The sequence below is a fragment of the Brevundimonas vesicularis genome (assembly GCF_027105095.1).
In the GTDB taxonomy this organism is placed as follows: domain Bacteria; phylum Pseudomonadota; class Alphaproteobacteria; order Caulobacterales; family Caulobacteraceae; genus Brevundimonas; species Brevundimonas vesicularis_E.
In genome coordinates, this window is the sequence record NZ_CP114278.1 from 1,595,717 (window position 1) to 1,611,960 (window position 16,244).

Sequence of the window (16,244 nt, forward strand, 5' to 3'; positions counted from 1 at the left end):
CGATCTATCGTGGTATGTCTAGACATATTGATCGAAACGACACGGACCTGTCCAGTGACCCTTCAGCCGCAGCCCGTGGATCGCACCCTCTGGTTCGAGGCGGCTCTGTTGCCGAGCGGCTGGGCGCGCGATGTACGGGTCGGTGTAGCGGGCGGGCGGATTGTCAGTCTGGAAGCCGGCGTGGCGCGCAGCCCTGCGGACGAGGGGGGCGGCGTCGCCCTGCCGGGCGTCGCCAATGTCCACAGCCACGCCTTTCAGCGTGCTATGGCGGGCCTGACCGAAGCGCGCGGGCCTTCGGACGACGACTTCTGGACGTGGCGCGAGCTGATGTACCGCTTCCTGGATCGGGGCGGGCCGGAAGAGATCGAGGCCATCACCGCCCTGGCCTTCATGCAAATGCTGGAGGGCGGCTTCACCCGCGTCGCCGAGTTCCATTATCTGCACAACGACCCGTCCGGCGCGGCCTATTCGGACCTGGCCGAGATCGCCGCGCGGATCGTGGCGGCGGCGCAGGCGACGGGCATCGCCCTGACCCTGCTGCCGGTCTTCTACGCCCATGCCGGGTTCGGCGGTCAACCGCCGGCGCATGGACAGCGGCGCTTCATCAACGACCTGGACGGTTTCGCCGATCTGGTCGCGCGATGCTGCACCCTGACCGCCGATCTGCCCGACGCCGTGGTCGGGGTCGCCCCGCACAGTCTGCGCGCCGTCAGCCCGGATGAGCTGACGGCCATGCCTGCGCTGGCGGGCGATGGGCCGATCCATATCCATGTGGCGGAACAGACCAAGGAGGTCACGGACTGCCTGGCCTGGTCGGGCGCGCGGCCGGTCGAATGGCTCTTGGCCAATGCGCCGGTCGATCCGCGTTGGTGCCTGATCCACTCCACCCATGTGACCGAGGCCGAGTGGCAGGGCGTCGTGGCGCGCGACGCCGTGGTCGGTCTGTGCCCAATCACGGAGGCCAATCTGGGCGACGGCGTCTTCCCAGCGGTCGATTTCACGCGCGCCGGCGGGCGGTTCGGCATCGGGACCGATTCCAACGTGCAGATCGGCGTCGCAGAGGAACTGCGAATGCTGGAATACAGTCAACGGCTGGCGCTGCGCGGTCGCGCCGTCATGGCGGATCCTGAACGCTCGACGGGGCGCGCCTTGTTCGATCGCGCGCTGGCGGGCGGCGTTCAGGCGACGGGCGCGGCGTCGGGTCTGAGCGTCGGGGCGTCGGCGGACATCGTATCGCTGGATACAAGCGGCGTCGCCTTTGCGGGACGGTCGGGCGATGCGGTGTTGGACAGCTGGATCTTCGGCGCGCCGACGGGCTCGATCCGTTCGGTTTGGCGCGCGGGGCGGGAGGTCGTGAAAAACGGCCGCCATATCGCGCGGGACGGCATCGAGGCGCGCTATCGCAAGGCCCTGTCGGCGGTGTTGGGGTGAGCCTGCATCGCCGCATCTATGCCGATCTTGAGGGGCTTATCCTGTCTGGCGAGCTGTCGCCCGGCGACCGCATTCCGTTCGAGCATGAGCTGACCGAACGCTACGGCTGTTCACGCATGACGGTGTCCAAGGCCATTTCGGAACTGGCGGGGCGGGGGCTGGTGACGCGTCGGCGTCGCGCCGGCACCTTCGTCGCCCAGCCCAAGGCCCACGCCGCCGTCCTGGCTATTCCCGACCTGCGGGCCGAGGTGATCGAGCGCGGGCAGGCTTACGGCTATGTCCTGCTGGACCGGCTCGAACGCGAGCCGGACGGTGCGGACGAAATCGAACTGGCGTCGGGTGGTCTTCTGCTGGATCTGACCTGTCTGCACAGCGCCGACGGCGCGCCCCTGGCCTTGGAACACAGGCTCATCGCGGTCGGCGCGGCGCCTCAAGCTATAGACGTGGATTTTCATACGGTTCCGCCAGGAAGCTGGCTGCTGGACTCGGCGCCCTGGACTGAGGCTGAGAACCGCATTTCAGCGATTGCGGCGGACGCCCGCTCTGCACGCCTGCTGGAACTCAAGCCCGGCGCCGCCTGTCTGTGCGTCGAACGCCGGACATGGCGGGACGGGCAGGGGGTGACGCGGGTGTGGCAGATTTTCCCCGGCGACCGCTACGATCTGGTCGCGCGCTTCTCGTCCGCCCATTCACCCGTTTTGGCAAAGGAGCCTCGCCGATGAAGGCCGATCGTCTGCTGATCGATTGCCATGTCGCCACCATGGTTGAGGGACCGGTCCCTTATGGCGCCATCCATGACGCCTCCGTGGTCGTCGCCGATGACCGCATCGCCTGGGTGGGACCGCGCGCTGACCTGCCGGCCATAGAGGCGGCTGAAACCCAGCGGCTGGACGGCCGCTGGATCACGCCTGGCCTGATCGACTGCCACACCCACCTGGTGTTCAGCGGAGACCGTTCGGCCGAGTTTGAACAGCGGCTGGGCGGCGCGACCTATGAGGAGATCGCGCGAGCTGGCGGCGGCATCGTCTCGTCCGTGAAGGCCACGCGCGCCGCGTCGGAGGATGAGCTGTTCGCCTCCGCCATGACGCGGTTGGCGGGGCTGAAGGCCACCGGAGTCAGCACCGTCGAGATCAAGTCCGGCTATGGTCTCGACCTTGAGACGGAGCTGAAGATGCTGCGCGTCGCGCGCAGGATCGGGCGAGAGGGCGGCGTGCGTGTCCGTACCAGCTATCTGGGCCTGCATGCCGTGCCGCCCGAGTATCGTGAGGACAGGGCCGCCTATGTCGATTTGGCCATCGACCACATCCTGCCTGCCGCCCATGCCGAAGGTCTGGTCGATGCGGTCGACGCCTATTGTGAACCCATCGCCTTCTCGACCGCAGAAGTGTCGCGTCTTTTCGGCAAGGCGCGCGCGCTGGGGCTGCCGGTCAAGCTGCACGCCGACCAGTTGTCGAACGGCGGCGGTGCGGCCCTGGCGGCGCGATATCAGGCCCTGTCCGCTGATCATATCGAACATGCCAACGAAGAGGGCGTCGCCGCCATGGCCGCGGCCGGTGTGGTCGCCGTGCTGCTCCCCGGCGCCTTTCTGATGCTGCGCGAGACCCAGGCGCCGCCCATCGATCTACTGCGCCGCCACGGCGTGCGGATGGCCGTCGCCACCGACTGCAATCCTGGCACCTCGCCCGTCGCTTCGATGACCGCCGCGCTCAACCTCGCCTGTGTTCAGTTCCGCCTGACGCCGGAAGAGGCCTTGGCCGCCGCGACGCGAGAGGCGGCGCGGGCGCTTGGGATGCTGGCCGAGATTGGGACACTCGAAGCCGGAAAGGCGGCCGACCTTGCGATCTGGGATATCTCGCGACCGGCCGAGCTTTGTTACTGGCTGGGCAAGCCCTTGCTTAACGCTGCATACAGAGACAGCAAACACGTATAGATTGCGTTCAGGAATCGAACCATAGATTGTCTGCATGGACGCAGAACAATCAGACGATGTCGAAGCTTTCATCAAACATTGGTCTGCTGCGCCGATCAGCGAACGCGCCCACTATCAGACCTTCATCATTCAGCTCTGCCGCCTGATCGGCGTCCCCGCGCCGGACGACGAACGCGCGGGCGATCTGGACTATTGCTTCGAGCGGCCGATCCGCTTTCATCACGACAATGGGCAGACGACGGCGGGCTGGATCGATTGCGCCAAACGGGACTGTTTCGTCCTGGAGGCCAAACAGTCGCGCAAACGCCGCGACGGAGGTCCGCTGGACCCCGCCGCGCAACTGGCCTTATTGGGCAAGTCCGCCGGAAAGGCGCATGCCCCGTCGGTGGAGGCGCTCGATCGCGTCATGCGGGTCGCCAAGCGGCAGGCTGAAAACTACGCCAAGGCCTTGGCCGAATGGCCGCCGTTTCTGATCACGGTGGATGTCGGACGGTCGATCGAGCTGTGGTCGGACTTTGCGAGGCAAGGCAAGATCTATGCGCCGTTCCCGGATCGGGCGGGCTATCGGATCACCCTAGACCAGCTGCGCTCGCCCGAGGTCAGAGAGCGGCTGCGCCGGGTCTGGACCGATCCGATGTCGCTCGATCCGGCCGCGCGGTCGGCGGCGGTCACGACGGAAATCGCAAAGTCTCTGGCCTGGTTGGTAAAATCGATTAACGGTCGGCGACAGGTCGGGCTTGGGCCAGTCGATCGCGCCGCGCAGGCGAGCAAGACCGCGCGTTTCGTGATGCAATGCATCTTCGCCATGTTCGCGGACAGCGTCGGCCTGATCGAGCGGCGCAGCTTTCTGAGCTTGCTCGAAAGCTATCGCGGGGAGGCGGAGCGCTTCCACCAGGGCGCGCGGTCGTTGTTCATGGCGATGGATCAGGGCGGCTATTGCGTCGCTACCCGCCAACAAATCCGCCGGTTCAACGGCGGCCTTTACAGCACGGTCGAGACGCTGCCCATCGAGGAAGGCGAGTTGGAGGCCTTGATCGCTGCGGCGAAGAGCGACTGGACCGACGTCGAGCCAGCCATCTTCGGAACCCTGCTGGAGCAGGCGCTAGACCCGGCTGAGCGGGCCGAACTGGGCGCGCATTACACGCCTCGCGCCTATGTCGAGCGCCTGATCGCGCCGACGATCATGGAACCGTTGCGCGCGGATTGGGAGGCGGTGGAGGGCGAAGCGGTTGCGGATTTCATGCAGGGCGACGTAGTCAAGGCGCGTCGCCGCCTGCACGCGTTTCATGATCGGCTTTGCAAGACGCGCGTGCTGGATCCCGCCTGCGGCACGGGCAATTTTCTCTATGTCGCCATGCGGATGATGAAGGAGCTGGAAGAGGAAATCTTCAGCACACTGGCAGAGATGGGCGAGCATCAGGGCGTGCTGGCCTTCGACGGGCGGGTGGTCAGCCCCGAGCAATTCTATGGCATAGAAAAGAACGCCAACGCCGCCTGGATCGCTGAGATGGTCATGTGGATCGGCCATCTTCAGTGGCACTTCCGCATATCCGGCGCGCCGATGCCGTCGGAGCCCATCCTCAAGAACTTTCGCACCATCCGACAGGCCGACGCCCTGCTGGAGTTCTCGCGCGTCGAGATGGTGCATGGGCGTGATCACGCCGAGCGAGAGCGAGTTCGCTATATCGACCCGCGCCCCACACCTTGGCCGGAAGTTGAATTCATCGTCGGCAATCCGCCCTTCATTGGGGGCAAAGGCCTGAGACGAGAGTTGGGCGACGGCTACGTCGATGCCCTTGCAGCGATCCGGGGCGGTCGATTTCTTTCGGCAGACCTGGTCATGGCCTGGTGGGATCGGGCGGCGGAAATCCTGATCGAGCCAGATACGCGGTTGCGGCGCTTCGGGTTCATCACCACCAATTCGATCACCCAGACCTTCTCGCGACGGGTGATCGAACACCATCTGGCCAAACGACCGCCGATCAGGATTGTCTTCGCCATCGCGGACCATCCGTGGGCCAGAGGCGTAGGATGCGCTGACGTCAGGATCGCCATGTCGGTCGCCGAGCGGGGCGAGCCGGACGGACAGGGACGATGGCTGAGGGTCAAGGATGCGGATGCCACGACGTTCAAGGAGCGTCACGGCGACATCGGCGCGGACCTGATGCTGGACAGTCGACTGACGCGCGTTCGACAGCTGAAGGCCAACGCGGTGCTGGCCTATCGCGGCGTGCAGTTGATGGGCTCGGGGTTTCAGGTCGCGTCAGAGAAGGCCGAACGCCTCCTGTCCGGCTCAGACCCGCAGGCGCCGTCGCCGGTTCGTGACTATCGGAATGGCCGAGATCTGGCGGATCGATCACGCGGGCTGCAGGTCATTGATTTCCCCGGCTGGGACGAAGGCGAGGCGCGTCGTCGGCATCCGCTGCTGTTCCAGCATCTTCTGGAGACGGTGAAGCCGGATCGGGATCGCAACAACCGGGCGGCCTATCGCGAAAACTGGTGGATCTTTGGAGAGCCGCGTCGTGATCTGCGCGACGCCCTGGAGGGATTGAGCCGCTTTATCGTCACCATAGAAACCGCCAAACATCGCTGGTTTAGATTCATGGATGCCGCCACCTTGCCGGACAACAAGCTGGTGGTGATCGCCAGCGATGATCCGTTCGTGCTTGGCGTCTTGTCTTCGCGCCAGCATCGCGCGTGGTTCGCCGCCAACGCCGGCCGCATCGGCGAATACGAACGCGAGGCCGTCTATGTGAAAGGCGCCTGTTTCGACACCTTTCCATTTCCGGACGCAGGCGCCGCTTGGCGGCAGAGATCGGCGTCCTGGCCGAAGAACTCGATGCCGTGAGGGCTGACGTCCTTCGCGACAGCGACGCCTTGACGATGACCGGCCTTTACAACGCCAGAGCCAGGATAGGCCTGGGCGATCACGTGTCGGACGCTGAACGTGCGATCTATGACCAAGGGCGCGTCGGCATCATCGACCATCTGCATCAACGCCTCGATCAGCTGGTCGCCAAGGCCTATGGCTGGCCTGACGACCTGGCGGACAGGCAGATCGTCGAGCGCCTGATCCAGCTGAACCAGGCCAGGGCTGAGCAGGAGGCGCAGGGCGACATCCACTTCCTGCGACCGGACTATCAAACCGGCAAGGTGCGCCAAGGGACTGCAAGACCGCCGCAGCCTCTTCTACCGACATCAAAGCAGAAGGCCCTGTTTCCCGAACAGCCCGGCGTTCTGGCGTCCAGCCTGCTCTCAATCCTGCGCCGACAGGGGGTTCCGATGTCGCCGACCGAGTTGATGGACGAGTTCGAGGGCAGTCGGCCGCGTGCGAAGCGGCTGATTACACACACACTCACGGTGCTGGCCGTCGCAGGGTCCGTGCAGAATACCGATGACGGATGGTTCGCGCCGCGGCGAATGCCGAGCTAGGCCTTAGGCTTGGGTCACGCCCATGGCCTTCATCAGCGCGTCGCGGATGGCGACTTCTGTGAACGGCTTCTGAATCGTGGGTTGGCCGCGCCATTCGTCGGGCAGACCGCCTTCGCCGTAGCCGGTCGAAAAGACGAATGGCACGCCGCGTTCCTTCAGCGTCTCGGCGACGGGAAAGACCTGACGACCGGCGACATTAACGTCCAGCAGGGCGGCGTCGAGGTTCTCCGTCTCGCGCGCCAGCTTTTGGCCTTCGTCCACACTGGACGCGGGACCGATCGGCACGCACTCCATGTCCTCCAGGATCGTTTCCAGGAGCATGGCGACGAGCGATTCGTCTTCGACGACAAGCACGCGGCGGCCGGTGAGGGGCTGGGTCATTGTGCGGCGGTCCTGTCCAATGGAACTGTCAGTTCCGCGATCAATCCTTCGGGGGCGTAGACCAGATCGATCTCGCCCGCCAGATCATGGCGAATGTTTCGCTCAATCAAACGGCTGCCAAAGCCCTTCCTGGCCGGAACCGCAACCGTGGGGCCGCCGATTTCGCGCCAGCTCAACTTCAGCTTTCGGTGTCTCTGGTCGGCCAATCCCCAGTCGATGAGGATTCGGCCGTCCGGCGTATGCAGCGCGCCATATTTGGCGGCGTTCGTCGCGAGTTCATGGAAAATCATGCCGAGCGACAGGACGACAGCAGGTTCGAGAGAAATCGGCGGGCCGTTGAGGCTGATCCGGGTCGGTCCATAGGCCTCCGTCTCGTGCTCAAGAATGGCTCGCAGATCTGCGCCTTCCCAATGGCTTTGTGTCAACAGGTTGTGCGTATGCGACAGGGCCATGATCCGCGACTGGAAGGTCTCGGCGAAGCTGGCCGGGTCAGTATTGGAGCGAGCGGTCTGGATGGCGATGGATTGCACCGTGGCGAGGGTGTTCTTCACGCGGTGATTCAGTTCGTCGATCATCAACTTCTGGCGCTGGGCGGCCAAGACGTTCTCGGTGATGTCGTGGCCCTGCACGAAGATGCCCACCACCGCGCCCGCGTCGTCGCGGATCGGTTGATAAATGAAGTTGAGATAGACGGTTTCGAGCAGCCCGTCGGGCTGTCGCTGCAGCTGCGCCGCGCTTTCGCGGCCTTCATAGGGTTCGCCGGTGGTGAAGACGCTGTCGAGCAGATCATAGAAACCTTGGCCTTCCAGTTCCGGCAGGGCCTGCCTGACCGGCTTCCCTGCAATATCCCGGTGACCTATGAGCTGGCTGTAGGCGTCGTTGTGCATCTGGAAGCGATGATCCGGTCCGGACATGATCGCGACGAAGCCGGGGGCCTGCATGAACATCTCAACGAGACGATTGCGCTCGGTCTCAAGGCGACGATTGTCCTCCTGAACCGACTGGGCCCGACGAAGCACTGAGCCGCCGATGATGGCGTCCAAAGCGGTCGTCGGCTCGTCCGGGCGGATGACGGGCGCCAGGTCCGTCACATCCATGGTGTGCTGAAGCAGCATGACCACTTCGCCGTCGGCGTTCAGTATGGGCGTATGGGTGGCGCTCCAGAGCCGCTCTTCGAAGGTTTCACTGCCGTCGGGCTGCGTTTTCGGGATCGAAAAGCGCACGACCGCCAGATGATCGCGCTGTCGAGTGTCGCGCGCCTTTTCCAGTGACGCACGGACTTGGCGGACGTTCTCCGGGGCGTCCGAGCCAGGGCCCGAGTCGAAGGCGGCAAAGAGCGGTTGGCCCAACACTTCGCTGCGCTTGGCGCCCGTGACATCCATATAGGCCTGATTGACCTCGGCGATCCGCAGGTCAGGCGTGAGCAGCACATAGGGATTGGGCGAGGCCTCGAAAGCCGCACCCAAGTTAATGGTCGGATCTCCGGATTTTGCCGCTTCGTTCAACGCTTACCCCGCACAGCTTGGCGATAACGCGCGACATCGAAATCGGTTCTCTGGCTTCGCTGTCGTGAACTGTGATCGCAAGATTATTGGCGCGCCGCCGTAATTTGCTAATCAGCGCGCATGACAATCGCCGGCGTTTTCGCCACCCTCTCGCTCATGATGGCGCCCGCAGCCGACCAGCCCACCGTCCGCATTCCGCAGGGCGTCCTGACCGGACGCGCGGATGCCGAAGTGGCTGCGTTCAAGAACATTCCCTATGCCGCGCCGCCGACGGCCGAGCGGCGTTGGCGACCGCCCGGCCCCGCGCCGACCTGGCAGGGCCAGCGCGACGCCTCGGCCTACGGTCCGCTGTGCATCCAGGCGCCGCCGAACGGCGACCCCGGCGTCGGTCCTTTGCCGATGAGCGAGGACTGTCTGAACCTGAACGTCTGGCGGCCGATCAGCGCGGCGCAACCTGCCCCGGTCATGATCTGGATTCACGGCGGCGGTCTGGTCAACGGGTCGGGAACCGCGCCGCTGTATGATGGTACCAACCTGGCCAAGCGCGGCATGGTCGTGGTGACGCTGAACTATCGGCTGGGGCGGCTGGGCTTCTTCGATCATCCGGCGCTGGCGGCCGAGCGGCCGGCGGGCGAGGCGGCGGGCAACTATGGGCTGATGGACGTGACGGCGGCGCTGAAATGGGTGCGCGCCAATATCGCGGCCTTCGGCGGCGACCCCGAGAACGTGACCATCTTCGGCGAATCGGCGGGCGGGGCGATCGTCACGCGACTGATGATCTCGCCGCCGGCGCGCGGTCTGTTCGACCGGGCGATCGTTCAGTCCGGCTTGGGGCGGGAGTTGCAGACGCCGCTGGACCGCAAGGGCGCCTATGGCGCGCCCTCCGCGCGGGAACGGGGCGAGGTCTGGGCCTATGGCGCGGGATTGCGGACGGCGGCGGATTTGCGCGCGGCGCCGGCCGATCTGTTCCTGACGCCGCCGCCGGTCTTCGCCAACGGCGACCTGACGCTGATCGACGGGCGGATCTTGCCGTCCACCGTCGAGGCGGCCTTCAAGGCGGGCCGGCAGGCCCCGGTGCCCTTCATCATCGGCAGCAACAGCGCCGAATTCTGGTGGATGCGGCCCACGGATCGTAACGGCTATGGTCAGATCGACGACGACATGACCTGGCTCGAGCGCGCCGACGCCGTTCAGGCCTATGGCGGGCTGGAAGCGTTCGACAAGCTTGCGATCACGGATCTGGTGTTTTCGGAGCCGGCCCGGATGCTGGCGCGGCTGCATGCCAAGGCGGGCCATCCGGCCTGGCTCTATCGATTCGATATCTCGTCGCCGCAGAACCCTGAGCCACACGGCGGCGCGACGCATGCGATCGAGCGGCCCTATGTCTTCGGCACGCTGAACACCCTGCCGTATCCGGTCGAGGATCGGGATCGGAAGGCGTCGGAGGCCATGATGGGCTATTGGACTGCCTTCGCGCGCTCGGGCGATCCCAACGGCGTCGGGCGGCCACGCTGGCCCACAGCGACATTGAGGGACACCCGGCTGATGAACTTCGTCAACCCGGGACCGACCGTCACGCCCGTGCCGTTCAGCGCCCGGCTGGACCTGCTGGAACGGTTCCGCGAGCGGCCCCGGCCCTGAGCGCACGCGTCAGCCGGCGGAGGTCGCGCCCGACTGCTTCTCCTTCAACGTGACCAGCTCTTCGGCCATGGTGGGGTGCACGGCGCAGGTGGCGTCCCACTGCGCCTTGGTCAGGCCGGCCTTTACCGCGATGGCGGCCAGCTGGATCATCTCGGGGCTGTCGGGGCCGACGATATGGACGCCGACCACGCGTTGACTTTCGGCATCGACCACCAGTTTCATCAACACCCGCTCATCCGAGCCGGTGAAGGCGTATTTCATCGGGCGGAAACGGGTGACGTAGACGTCCACGCCGTTCGAGCACGACCGCCGCGCCTCCGCCTCGCTTAGCCCCACAACCCCGACCGGCGGCTGGCTGAAGACGGCGGTGGCCACGGCCTCGTAGTCGAAGTGCTGGGGATTGTCGCGATAGACGGTCTGATGGAAGGCGACGGCTTCGCGGATGGCGACAGGCGTCAGGTTCATCCGGTCGGTGACGTCGCCGATGGCCCAGATGTTGTCGGCGGAGGTCCTGGAATGGGCATCGACCTTGATTGCGCCCGCCTCGTTCAGCTCGACGCCGGCGCTCTCCAGCCCCAGATCCTTGACGTAGGGGATGCGGCCCGTGGCGAACATTACGACGTCCGTCTCCAGCTTCATGCCGTTTTCGAGGTGGTTGACGAGGCCCGTCTCGGTCTTTTCGATCTTCTCGTGCTGGCAGCCCAGGATGACCTTGATGCCTCGCTTTTCGATCTCGCCTGCTAGATGGGCGCGCACATCGTCGTCGAAGCCGCGCAGGATGTTGGGGCCGCGATAGATCAGGGTCGTCTCGACGCCCAGGCCCGCGAAGATGCCGGCGAACTCCACCGCGATATAGCCGCCGCCCGCGATCAGGATGCGCTTAGGCAGTTCCGGAAGGTGGAAGGCTTCTTCGGACGTGATAGCGTGCTCGATCCCCGGCAGTTCGTCCGGCTTCCAGGGGCGGCCGCCCGTGGCGATCAGGATCTTTTCGGCGGTAATGGTGCGATCCTTGCCGACGATCTCCACCGTATGGGCGTCTTTCAGGACCGCCCGCCCGTGGACCAGTTCGACCCCGGCCTTGCCCAGATTGGCGGCGTAGATGCCGGACAGGCGCGCGATCTCGACATCCTTGGCTTCAAGGAAGGTGGGCCAGTCGAACTTCGCATTGTCGAACGACCAGCCGTAGCCCTCGGCGATCTCGAGCGCGTGGCTGACCTCGGACGCCATGACCATGAACTTCTTGGGCACGCAGCCACGGATGACGCAGGTGCCGCCGACCCGATATTCCTCGGCGACCGCGACCTTCTTGCCATCCAGCGCCGTCAGCCGCGCCGCCCGCACCCCGCCCGAACCGGCGCCGATGACGAAAAGGTCGTAGTCGTAGTCGGCCATAGGTCGGATTCCGTTCAGCGGCAGGCATCGGCATTTAAGCCGCGCCGCGCGAAATCCAAGAGGCTGTTTGGAAGCTAGGGAAAGACGATGGTGGGTGATGTAGGGTTCGAACCTACGACCCGCTGATTAAGAGACGCTGTAAGTACATTGAAATAAAAGAAGAAAGCCTCCAAACAGGATCAAGCTGATACGAGCAAATTCAATGGGTTACAGCGGGTTTTCCAAATGGAATTGCGTTGCTGCCGGTTTGATAACTCATTGAAACCATTCAGTTTGGGCGTGCTCATTCGCAGCCGACGCCGTCACCATCTCGATCTAAGTGCCGTCCATAACCGGGATCGCCCCTACGCACGGGAGCCGCACCTGCCGCACGGGCCGCAGTGCAGTTCGCAAACGCGCCGCTAGACGGGGGCGACGACCTCAAGCCCCGTGGACGAGAGGGCGACGAAGAGCCTCCGCCCGCACGATGGCAGTGGTAACCGCCTCGCTTGCGATCGTTGTGGCACCCCTCTGCGTTCAGTCCGCCGGAATGCGCAGCTACAGCTATCGGTACCGCCGAGGCCGCAATGACGACGAACGCAATAATGAACTTCATGTCGGTGCCCCGTGCCAGGGCTTCATAGCTCGCAACTTTTGCGCGCGTCCAGCTCGCGTGGTTTGGTCACCGGCTAGGAAAGGCTTCGTCGAGACTATCGATTGCCATTTGAAGCGAAGCTTTAAGGCGCATTAGCGCCACGGCAGGTAGGAGCTGATCTCGTCGCGAAGCTCGTAGCACCGCTGATAATACGGCGTCTGAGTGCTGGATCAGGCGCACCAGATTTTCGCCGCTGGGCCCGTTACGGCCATCAAACCAGTTTCGCACAGCACGTTCATTTGCATTGGTGATGAGGCCGACCGCCTTGCGCGCAGAGGGACTCTCGCCCCATTCCTCGCGAAGTGCTCCAGCAATCAACTGCGGGAAGGCCTGCATCGATGCCTCCTGATGGAGAAGTTTTCCGATTTTGGGCTGAAGTTTTCAGACCATCTTTTGAAAGGACATCCATTCGGTCTGCGATTACGGCTCGATTCTCGCCGTCCATTCGGACGGATGTTTCTGGCGTGCATTATGGACCCAAAAGACGGTCAGCACGAGATGGGAGCCGCAAAATCGGTGCGGGCGGCTCAGTACGTCCGCATGTCGACGGAGCACCAAAAGTACTCGACCGAAAACCAGTCTGAGGCGATCGCGGCCTACGCGGCTCGACGTGGGTTTGATGTCGTTCGTACCTACACAGACGCGGGAAAGAGCGGACTGAGGCTTGATGGGCGAGCGGCTTTACAGGAGCTGATCGCCGACGTTCGCAACGGCGCTCCGGGATTTGAGGCTATCCTCGTTTATGATGTGAGCCGTTGGGGTCGTTTCCAGGATGCTGACGAGAGCGCTTATTACGAGTTCATCTGCCGTGAGGCTGGGCTGTCGGTGCATTACTGTGCTGAGCAGTTTGAGAACGACGGGAGCCTAAGCGCGACAATCATAAAGAGCATGAAGCGCGCGATGGCGGGGGAGTATAGTCGCGAGCTCTCGGCCAAGGTCTTTGCTGGTCAGTGTCGCCTCATCACGCTGGGTTTTCGGCAAGGTGGCGCGGCTGGATATGGTCTGCGTCGGCAACTGGTTGATGAGCATTTGTCGCCGAAAGGTCTGCTTGAGCGAGGCGAGCAAAAGAGCATTCAAACCGATCGTGTGGTGCTCACCCCCGGGCCGCCCGAGGAAGTCGAAGTCGTTCGACGTCTCTATCGGATGTTCGTCGTTCAGCGTCGCTCAGAAAGCGAAATTGCTACGGTGCTGAACGGGGAGGGCCGGCTTACGGATTTGGGACGTCCCTGGACCCGCGGCACGGTCCACCAGGTTCTTACGAACGAAAAGTACATCGGCAACAATGTGTACAATCGCTCTTCCTTCAAGTTGAAGGCAAAGCGCGTGGTGAACGATCCAGACAACTGGGTGCGTCGCGACGGTGCGTTCGAAGGGATCGTTGAACCGGACTTTTTCGAGGCCGCACAGCGCATCATCCAGGCCAGGTGCGTGCGATACAGTGACGAAGAGCTGCTGGCTCGGTTGTCTGACCTGCTGGCGAAAAAGGGATGGCTATCGGGGCTCGTGATCGACGAAGTCGATGACATGCCGTCAAGCTCGGCATTTCGCCACCGGTTCGGGAGCCTCGTTCGTGCTTACCAACTGATCGGCTATTCGCCAGCTCGCGACTATCGCTACATCGAAATCAATCAGGCTCTCCGGGCGATACACCCGGATGTCGTCGCCCAGGTCGTTGGTGGAATCGAGCGGGGCGGAGCGGTTGTTTCAGAAGACCCGTGCAACGGACTGCTGACCATCAATGACGAGTTCACTGCATCGGTCGTGATCGTACGCTGCCTAGAAACGCCGGCGGGCGGATTGCGGTGGAAAATTCGGCTAGATCAGGGTCTGCGCCCCGACATCACCATCGCAGTGCGGATGGAGGTCGGGAACGCTGAAATCCGCGACTACTACCTGCTCCCCTGGTTCGAGTGTGGCGCGGATCCAAGCATGAGGTTGGCGCCCGACAATGGCGTGCTGCTGGACTCGTTTCGCTTCGACACACTCGACGCGTTCTTCGATCTCACGCAGCGGGTGGAGGTCCATGCAGCATGACCGACGTCGCTGAAATTCGTCTCATCCCGGTCAATGACATCACGGTGCTGAACCCTCGCGCTCGAAATAAGAGAGTGTTTCAAGAGCTGGTGACCAGCATCGAGCATCTCGGGCTGAAAAAGCCGATCACCGTCAGTCAGCGGCCCGGTCGAGCGCGATACGATCTGGTCTGCGGTCAAGGGCGGCTAGAGGCGTTCATCGCGCTTGGGCAAGAGCAGATCCCGGCGGTGTTGATCGATGCCGCCGAGGAAGACTGTTTTGTGATGAGCTTGGTCGAAAACCTCGCTCGTCGACAGCACACACCGCTCGAGCTGGTTCGAGCCATCGGATCGCTTCGAGAGCGTGGGTACAGCCATAGCGAAATCGCTGCGAAGGTTGACTACAGTACGGAATATGTTGGGGCGATCTGCCATCTTTTGGAGAACGGCGAAGAAAAACTGATCTCAGCGGTCGAGCGCGGCGTGATCCCTCACACTGTCGCTATGGAGATCGCGCATTCCAAGGAAGGGGAGGTGCAGCGTGCTCTGGCTCAGGCCTTCGAAGAAAAGGCCATTCCGGGCAATCAGGTTTTGGCCATTCGCCACATTATCGAGCAACGCAGCACAAGCGGCAAAGGGATCCACAATCGCAATCGTGGCGTCCGCAATCAAAAACCGATCACGGCCGACACGCTTGTTCGGTCGCTACAACGCGAGACGGAACGTCGCGAGACCTTTGTCAGACGGGCCTCTCTGACGCGCACGCGTCTCGTTTTTGTCGTCAACGCACTGAAGCATCTGCTTGCCGATGATCATTTCGCTGCGCTTATGCGCGCTGAAGGGATCACCAATCTTCCGTCCGCGCTCGCGGCGCGCGTCGGTTTGGAGCATCCGTGATGGCCTCCGTCAAAATCGCCTTCCAGCAACGCGTTCGATCTATCTCTTTCGACCGCATTCTGCCCTCCAAGATGCTGTCGGCGGCGGTCACCGAAAGCGCAAAGTACAAGCGCATCGCCGCATCGATCTTAGAAGTGGGTTTGGTCGAGCCGCTGATCCTCGCCCAAGCCCGGTCAGGCGATGCCTTCACTCTTCTCGACGGCCACGTGCGATTGGCCGTGTTGAAGGAGCAGGGCGCAGTGGAAGCGCGATGCATCGTCGCTAAGGACGATGAGGCCTTTACCTACAACAAGCGCGTCAATCGGCTTCAACCGATTCAAGAGCACTACATGATTGTTCGCGCCATTGAGCGAGGGGTATCCGAAGCCAAACTCGCGCGGGCGCTCAATGTCGATGTCGGCTCAATTCGAGCCAGACGTCACATGCTCAACGGGATTCATGACGACGTCGCTGAGCTGCTCAAGGACAAGCCCGTGGGCATCAATGCCTTTCAGAAGCTGCGCAAGATGAAAGCTATGCGTCAGCTCGAAGTTGCGGAGCTGATGATCTCGGCAAACAACTACAGCGCCACATATGCGAGGGCGCTTCTGGTCACGACCAAACCCGCCGATCTCGTGAAGCCCGAAGCGAAGGCGATACGCGGCGTCAGCCCGGAACAGATCGAGCGGCTTGAGCGGGAGCTCGCTGCGGTGTCTGAAGACTTTCACGAGTTGGAGACAGCGTTTGGCGACGACACGCTGCTGCTGGTCATCGCGGCAGGCTTTTTGGAGCGGTTGCTCACCAAACGGTCGATCGAAACCTTTCTCGCAAACTCGCATCGCGAGATGCTGGAGACCTTCCGATCCGTTGTCGCAGCAACCTCGTTAGACCCTCCCGCCCAAGCGGCTTGAGCACGCCTAAGGGGACCGGGACCCTTCAAGCGCCGGGACCACCGGAGAAGCCGTCGGCGGAGGCGGATCAAGGGTGGTGGCGGGGATGACGGCGATCCC

Annotated in this window: 14 protein-coding genes; 9 read left to right on the top strand and 5 right to left on the bottom strand. The window is 63.4% G+C overall.

Annotated features, from left to right (window positions below):
- Positions 1–54 precede the first annotated feature (54 nt).
- From O2K97_RS07990 to O2K97_RS08010, 5 genes are read left to right on the top strand one after another with little or no spacing between them, the layout of a single operon-like run.
- Positions 55–1,431, top strand: coding sequence for a formimidoylglutamate deiminase (locus tag O2K97_RS07990; RefSeq protein WP_269218849.1), 1,377 nt, complete (start codon positions 55–57; stop codon positions 1,429–1,431).
- A complete protein-coding gene (gene hutC / locus O2K97_RS07995; RefSeq protein WP_269218850.1) occupies positions 1,428–2,153 on the top strand; it encodes a histidine utilization repressor in 726 nt (241 codons plus the stop codon). The genes O2K97_RS07990 and hutC overlap by 4 nt, the downstream gene beginning before the upstream one ends.
- Complete coding sequence (gene hutI, locus O2K97_RS08000; protein WP_269218851.1) at positions 2,150–3,361, top strand: imidazolonepropionase; 1,212 nt, start codon at positions 2,150–2,152, stop codon at positions 3,359–3,361. The genes hutC and hutI overlap by 4 nt, the downstream gene beginning before the upstream one ends.
- Positions 3,362–3,395: 34 nt before the next feature.
- The gene (locus O2K97_RS08005) at positions 3,396–6,209 is read left to right on the top strand and encodes a class I SAM-dependent DNA methyltransferase (protein WP_269218852.1); all 2,814 of its coding nucleotides are present in this window, start codon (positions 3,396–3,398) and stop codon (positions 6,207–6,209) included.
- Positions 6,206–6,793 carry a hypothetical protein gene (locus O2K97_RS08010; protein ID WP_269218853.1) on the top strand — a complete coding sequence of 196 codons (588 nt, stop codon included), beginning with the start codon at positions 6,206–6,208 and terminating at the stop codon, positions 6,791–6,793. The genes O2K97_RS08005 and O2K97_RS08010 overlap by 4 nt, the downstream gene beginning before the upstream one ends.
- A gap of 3 nt (positions 6,794–6,796) precedes the next feature.
- Here the strand turns inward: O2K97_RS08010 and O2K97_RS08015 are convergent, their stop codons facing one another.
- Together O2K97_RS08015 and O2K97_RS08020 are read right to left on the bottom strand one after the other, a co-directional pair.
- Positions 6,797–7,174: a response regulator gene (locus tag O2K97_RS08015; RefSeq protein ID WP_269218854.1), complete on the bottom strand. Its 378-nt coding sequence runs from the start codon at positions 7,172–7,174 to the stop codon at positions 6,797–6,799.
- Positions 7,171–8,640: a sensor histidine kinase gene (locus O2K97_RS08020; RefSeq protein WP_269218855.1), complete on the bottom strand. Its 1,470-nt coding sequence runs from the start codon at positions 8,638–8,640 to the stop codon at positions 7,171–7,173. Before O2K97_RS08020 ends, O2K97_RS08015 begins: the two co-directional genes overlap by 4 nt.
- Positions 8,641–8,799: 159 nt before the next feature.
- On the opposite strand from O2K97_RS08020, the gene O2K97_RS08025 reads away from it, so the two are divergent.
- Positions 8,800–10,320 carry a carboxylesterase/lipase family protein gene (locus tag O2K97_RS08025; protein ID WP_269218856.1) on the top strand — a complete coding sequence of 507 codons (1,521 nt, stop codon included), beginning with the start codon at positions 8,800–8,802 and terminating at the stop codon, positions 10,318–10,320.
- 9 nt (positions 10,321–10,329) lie between these two features.
- Here the strand turns inward: O2K97_RS08025 and gor are convergent, their stop codons facing one another.
- From gor to O2K97_RS08035, 3 genes are all read right to left on the bottom strand, one after another.
- Positions 10,330–11,712, bottom strand: a complete 1,383-nt coding sequence (gene gor / locus O2K97_RS08030; RefSeq protein ID WP_269218857.1) for a glutathione-disulfide reductase — start codon at positions 11,710–11,712, stop codon at positions 10,330–10,332.
- A 283-nt stretch (positions 11,713–11,995) separates the two neighbouring features.
- Positions 11,996–12,307, bottom strand: coding sequence for an excalibur calcium-binding domain-containing protein (locus tag O2K97_RS15705; protein WP_174085765.1), 312 nt, complete (start codon positions 12,305–12,307; stop codon positions 11,996–11,998).
- 66 nt (positions 12,308–12,373) lie between these two features.
- Positions 12,374–12,682: a hypothetical protein gene (locus O2K97_RS08035; RefSeq protein ID WP_088582789.1), complete on the bottom strand. Its 309-nt coding sequence runs from the start codon at positions 12,680–12,682 to the stop codon at positions 12,374–12,376.
- Between the two features lie 12 nt (positions 12,683–12,694).
- On the opposite strand from O2K97_RS08035, the gene O2K97_RS08040 reads away from it, so the two are divergent.
- The 3 genes from O2K97_RS08040 to O2K97_RS08050 are packed head-to-tail and all read left to right on the top strand — an operon-like array spanning position 12,695 to position 16,145.
- Positions 12,695–14,380, top strand: coding sequence for a recombinase family protein (locus O2K97_RS08040; protein ID WP_269218858.1), 1,686 nt, complete (start codon positions 12,695–12,697; stop codon positions 14,378–14,380).
- Entirely contained in the window at positions 14,377–15,255 is an 879-nt protein-coding gene (locus tag O2K97_RS08045; RefSeq protein WP_269218859.1) for a plasmid partitioning protein RepB C-terminal domain-containing protein, read from the top strand. The genes O2K97_RS08040 and O2K97_RS08045 overlap by 4 nt, the downstream gene beginning before the upstream one ends.
- Positions 15,255–16,145, top strand: coding sequence for a plasmid partitioning protein RepB C-terminal domain-containing protein (locus O2K97_RS08050; protein ID WP_240893505.1), 891 nt, complete (start codon positions 15,255–15,257; stop codon positions 16,143–16,145). The genes O2K97_RS08045 and O2K97_RS08050 overlap by 1 nt, the downstream gene beginning before the upstream one ends.
- The last annotated feature ends 99 nt before the right edge of the window (positions 16,146–16,244 follow it).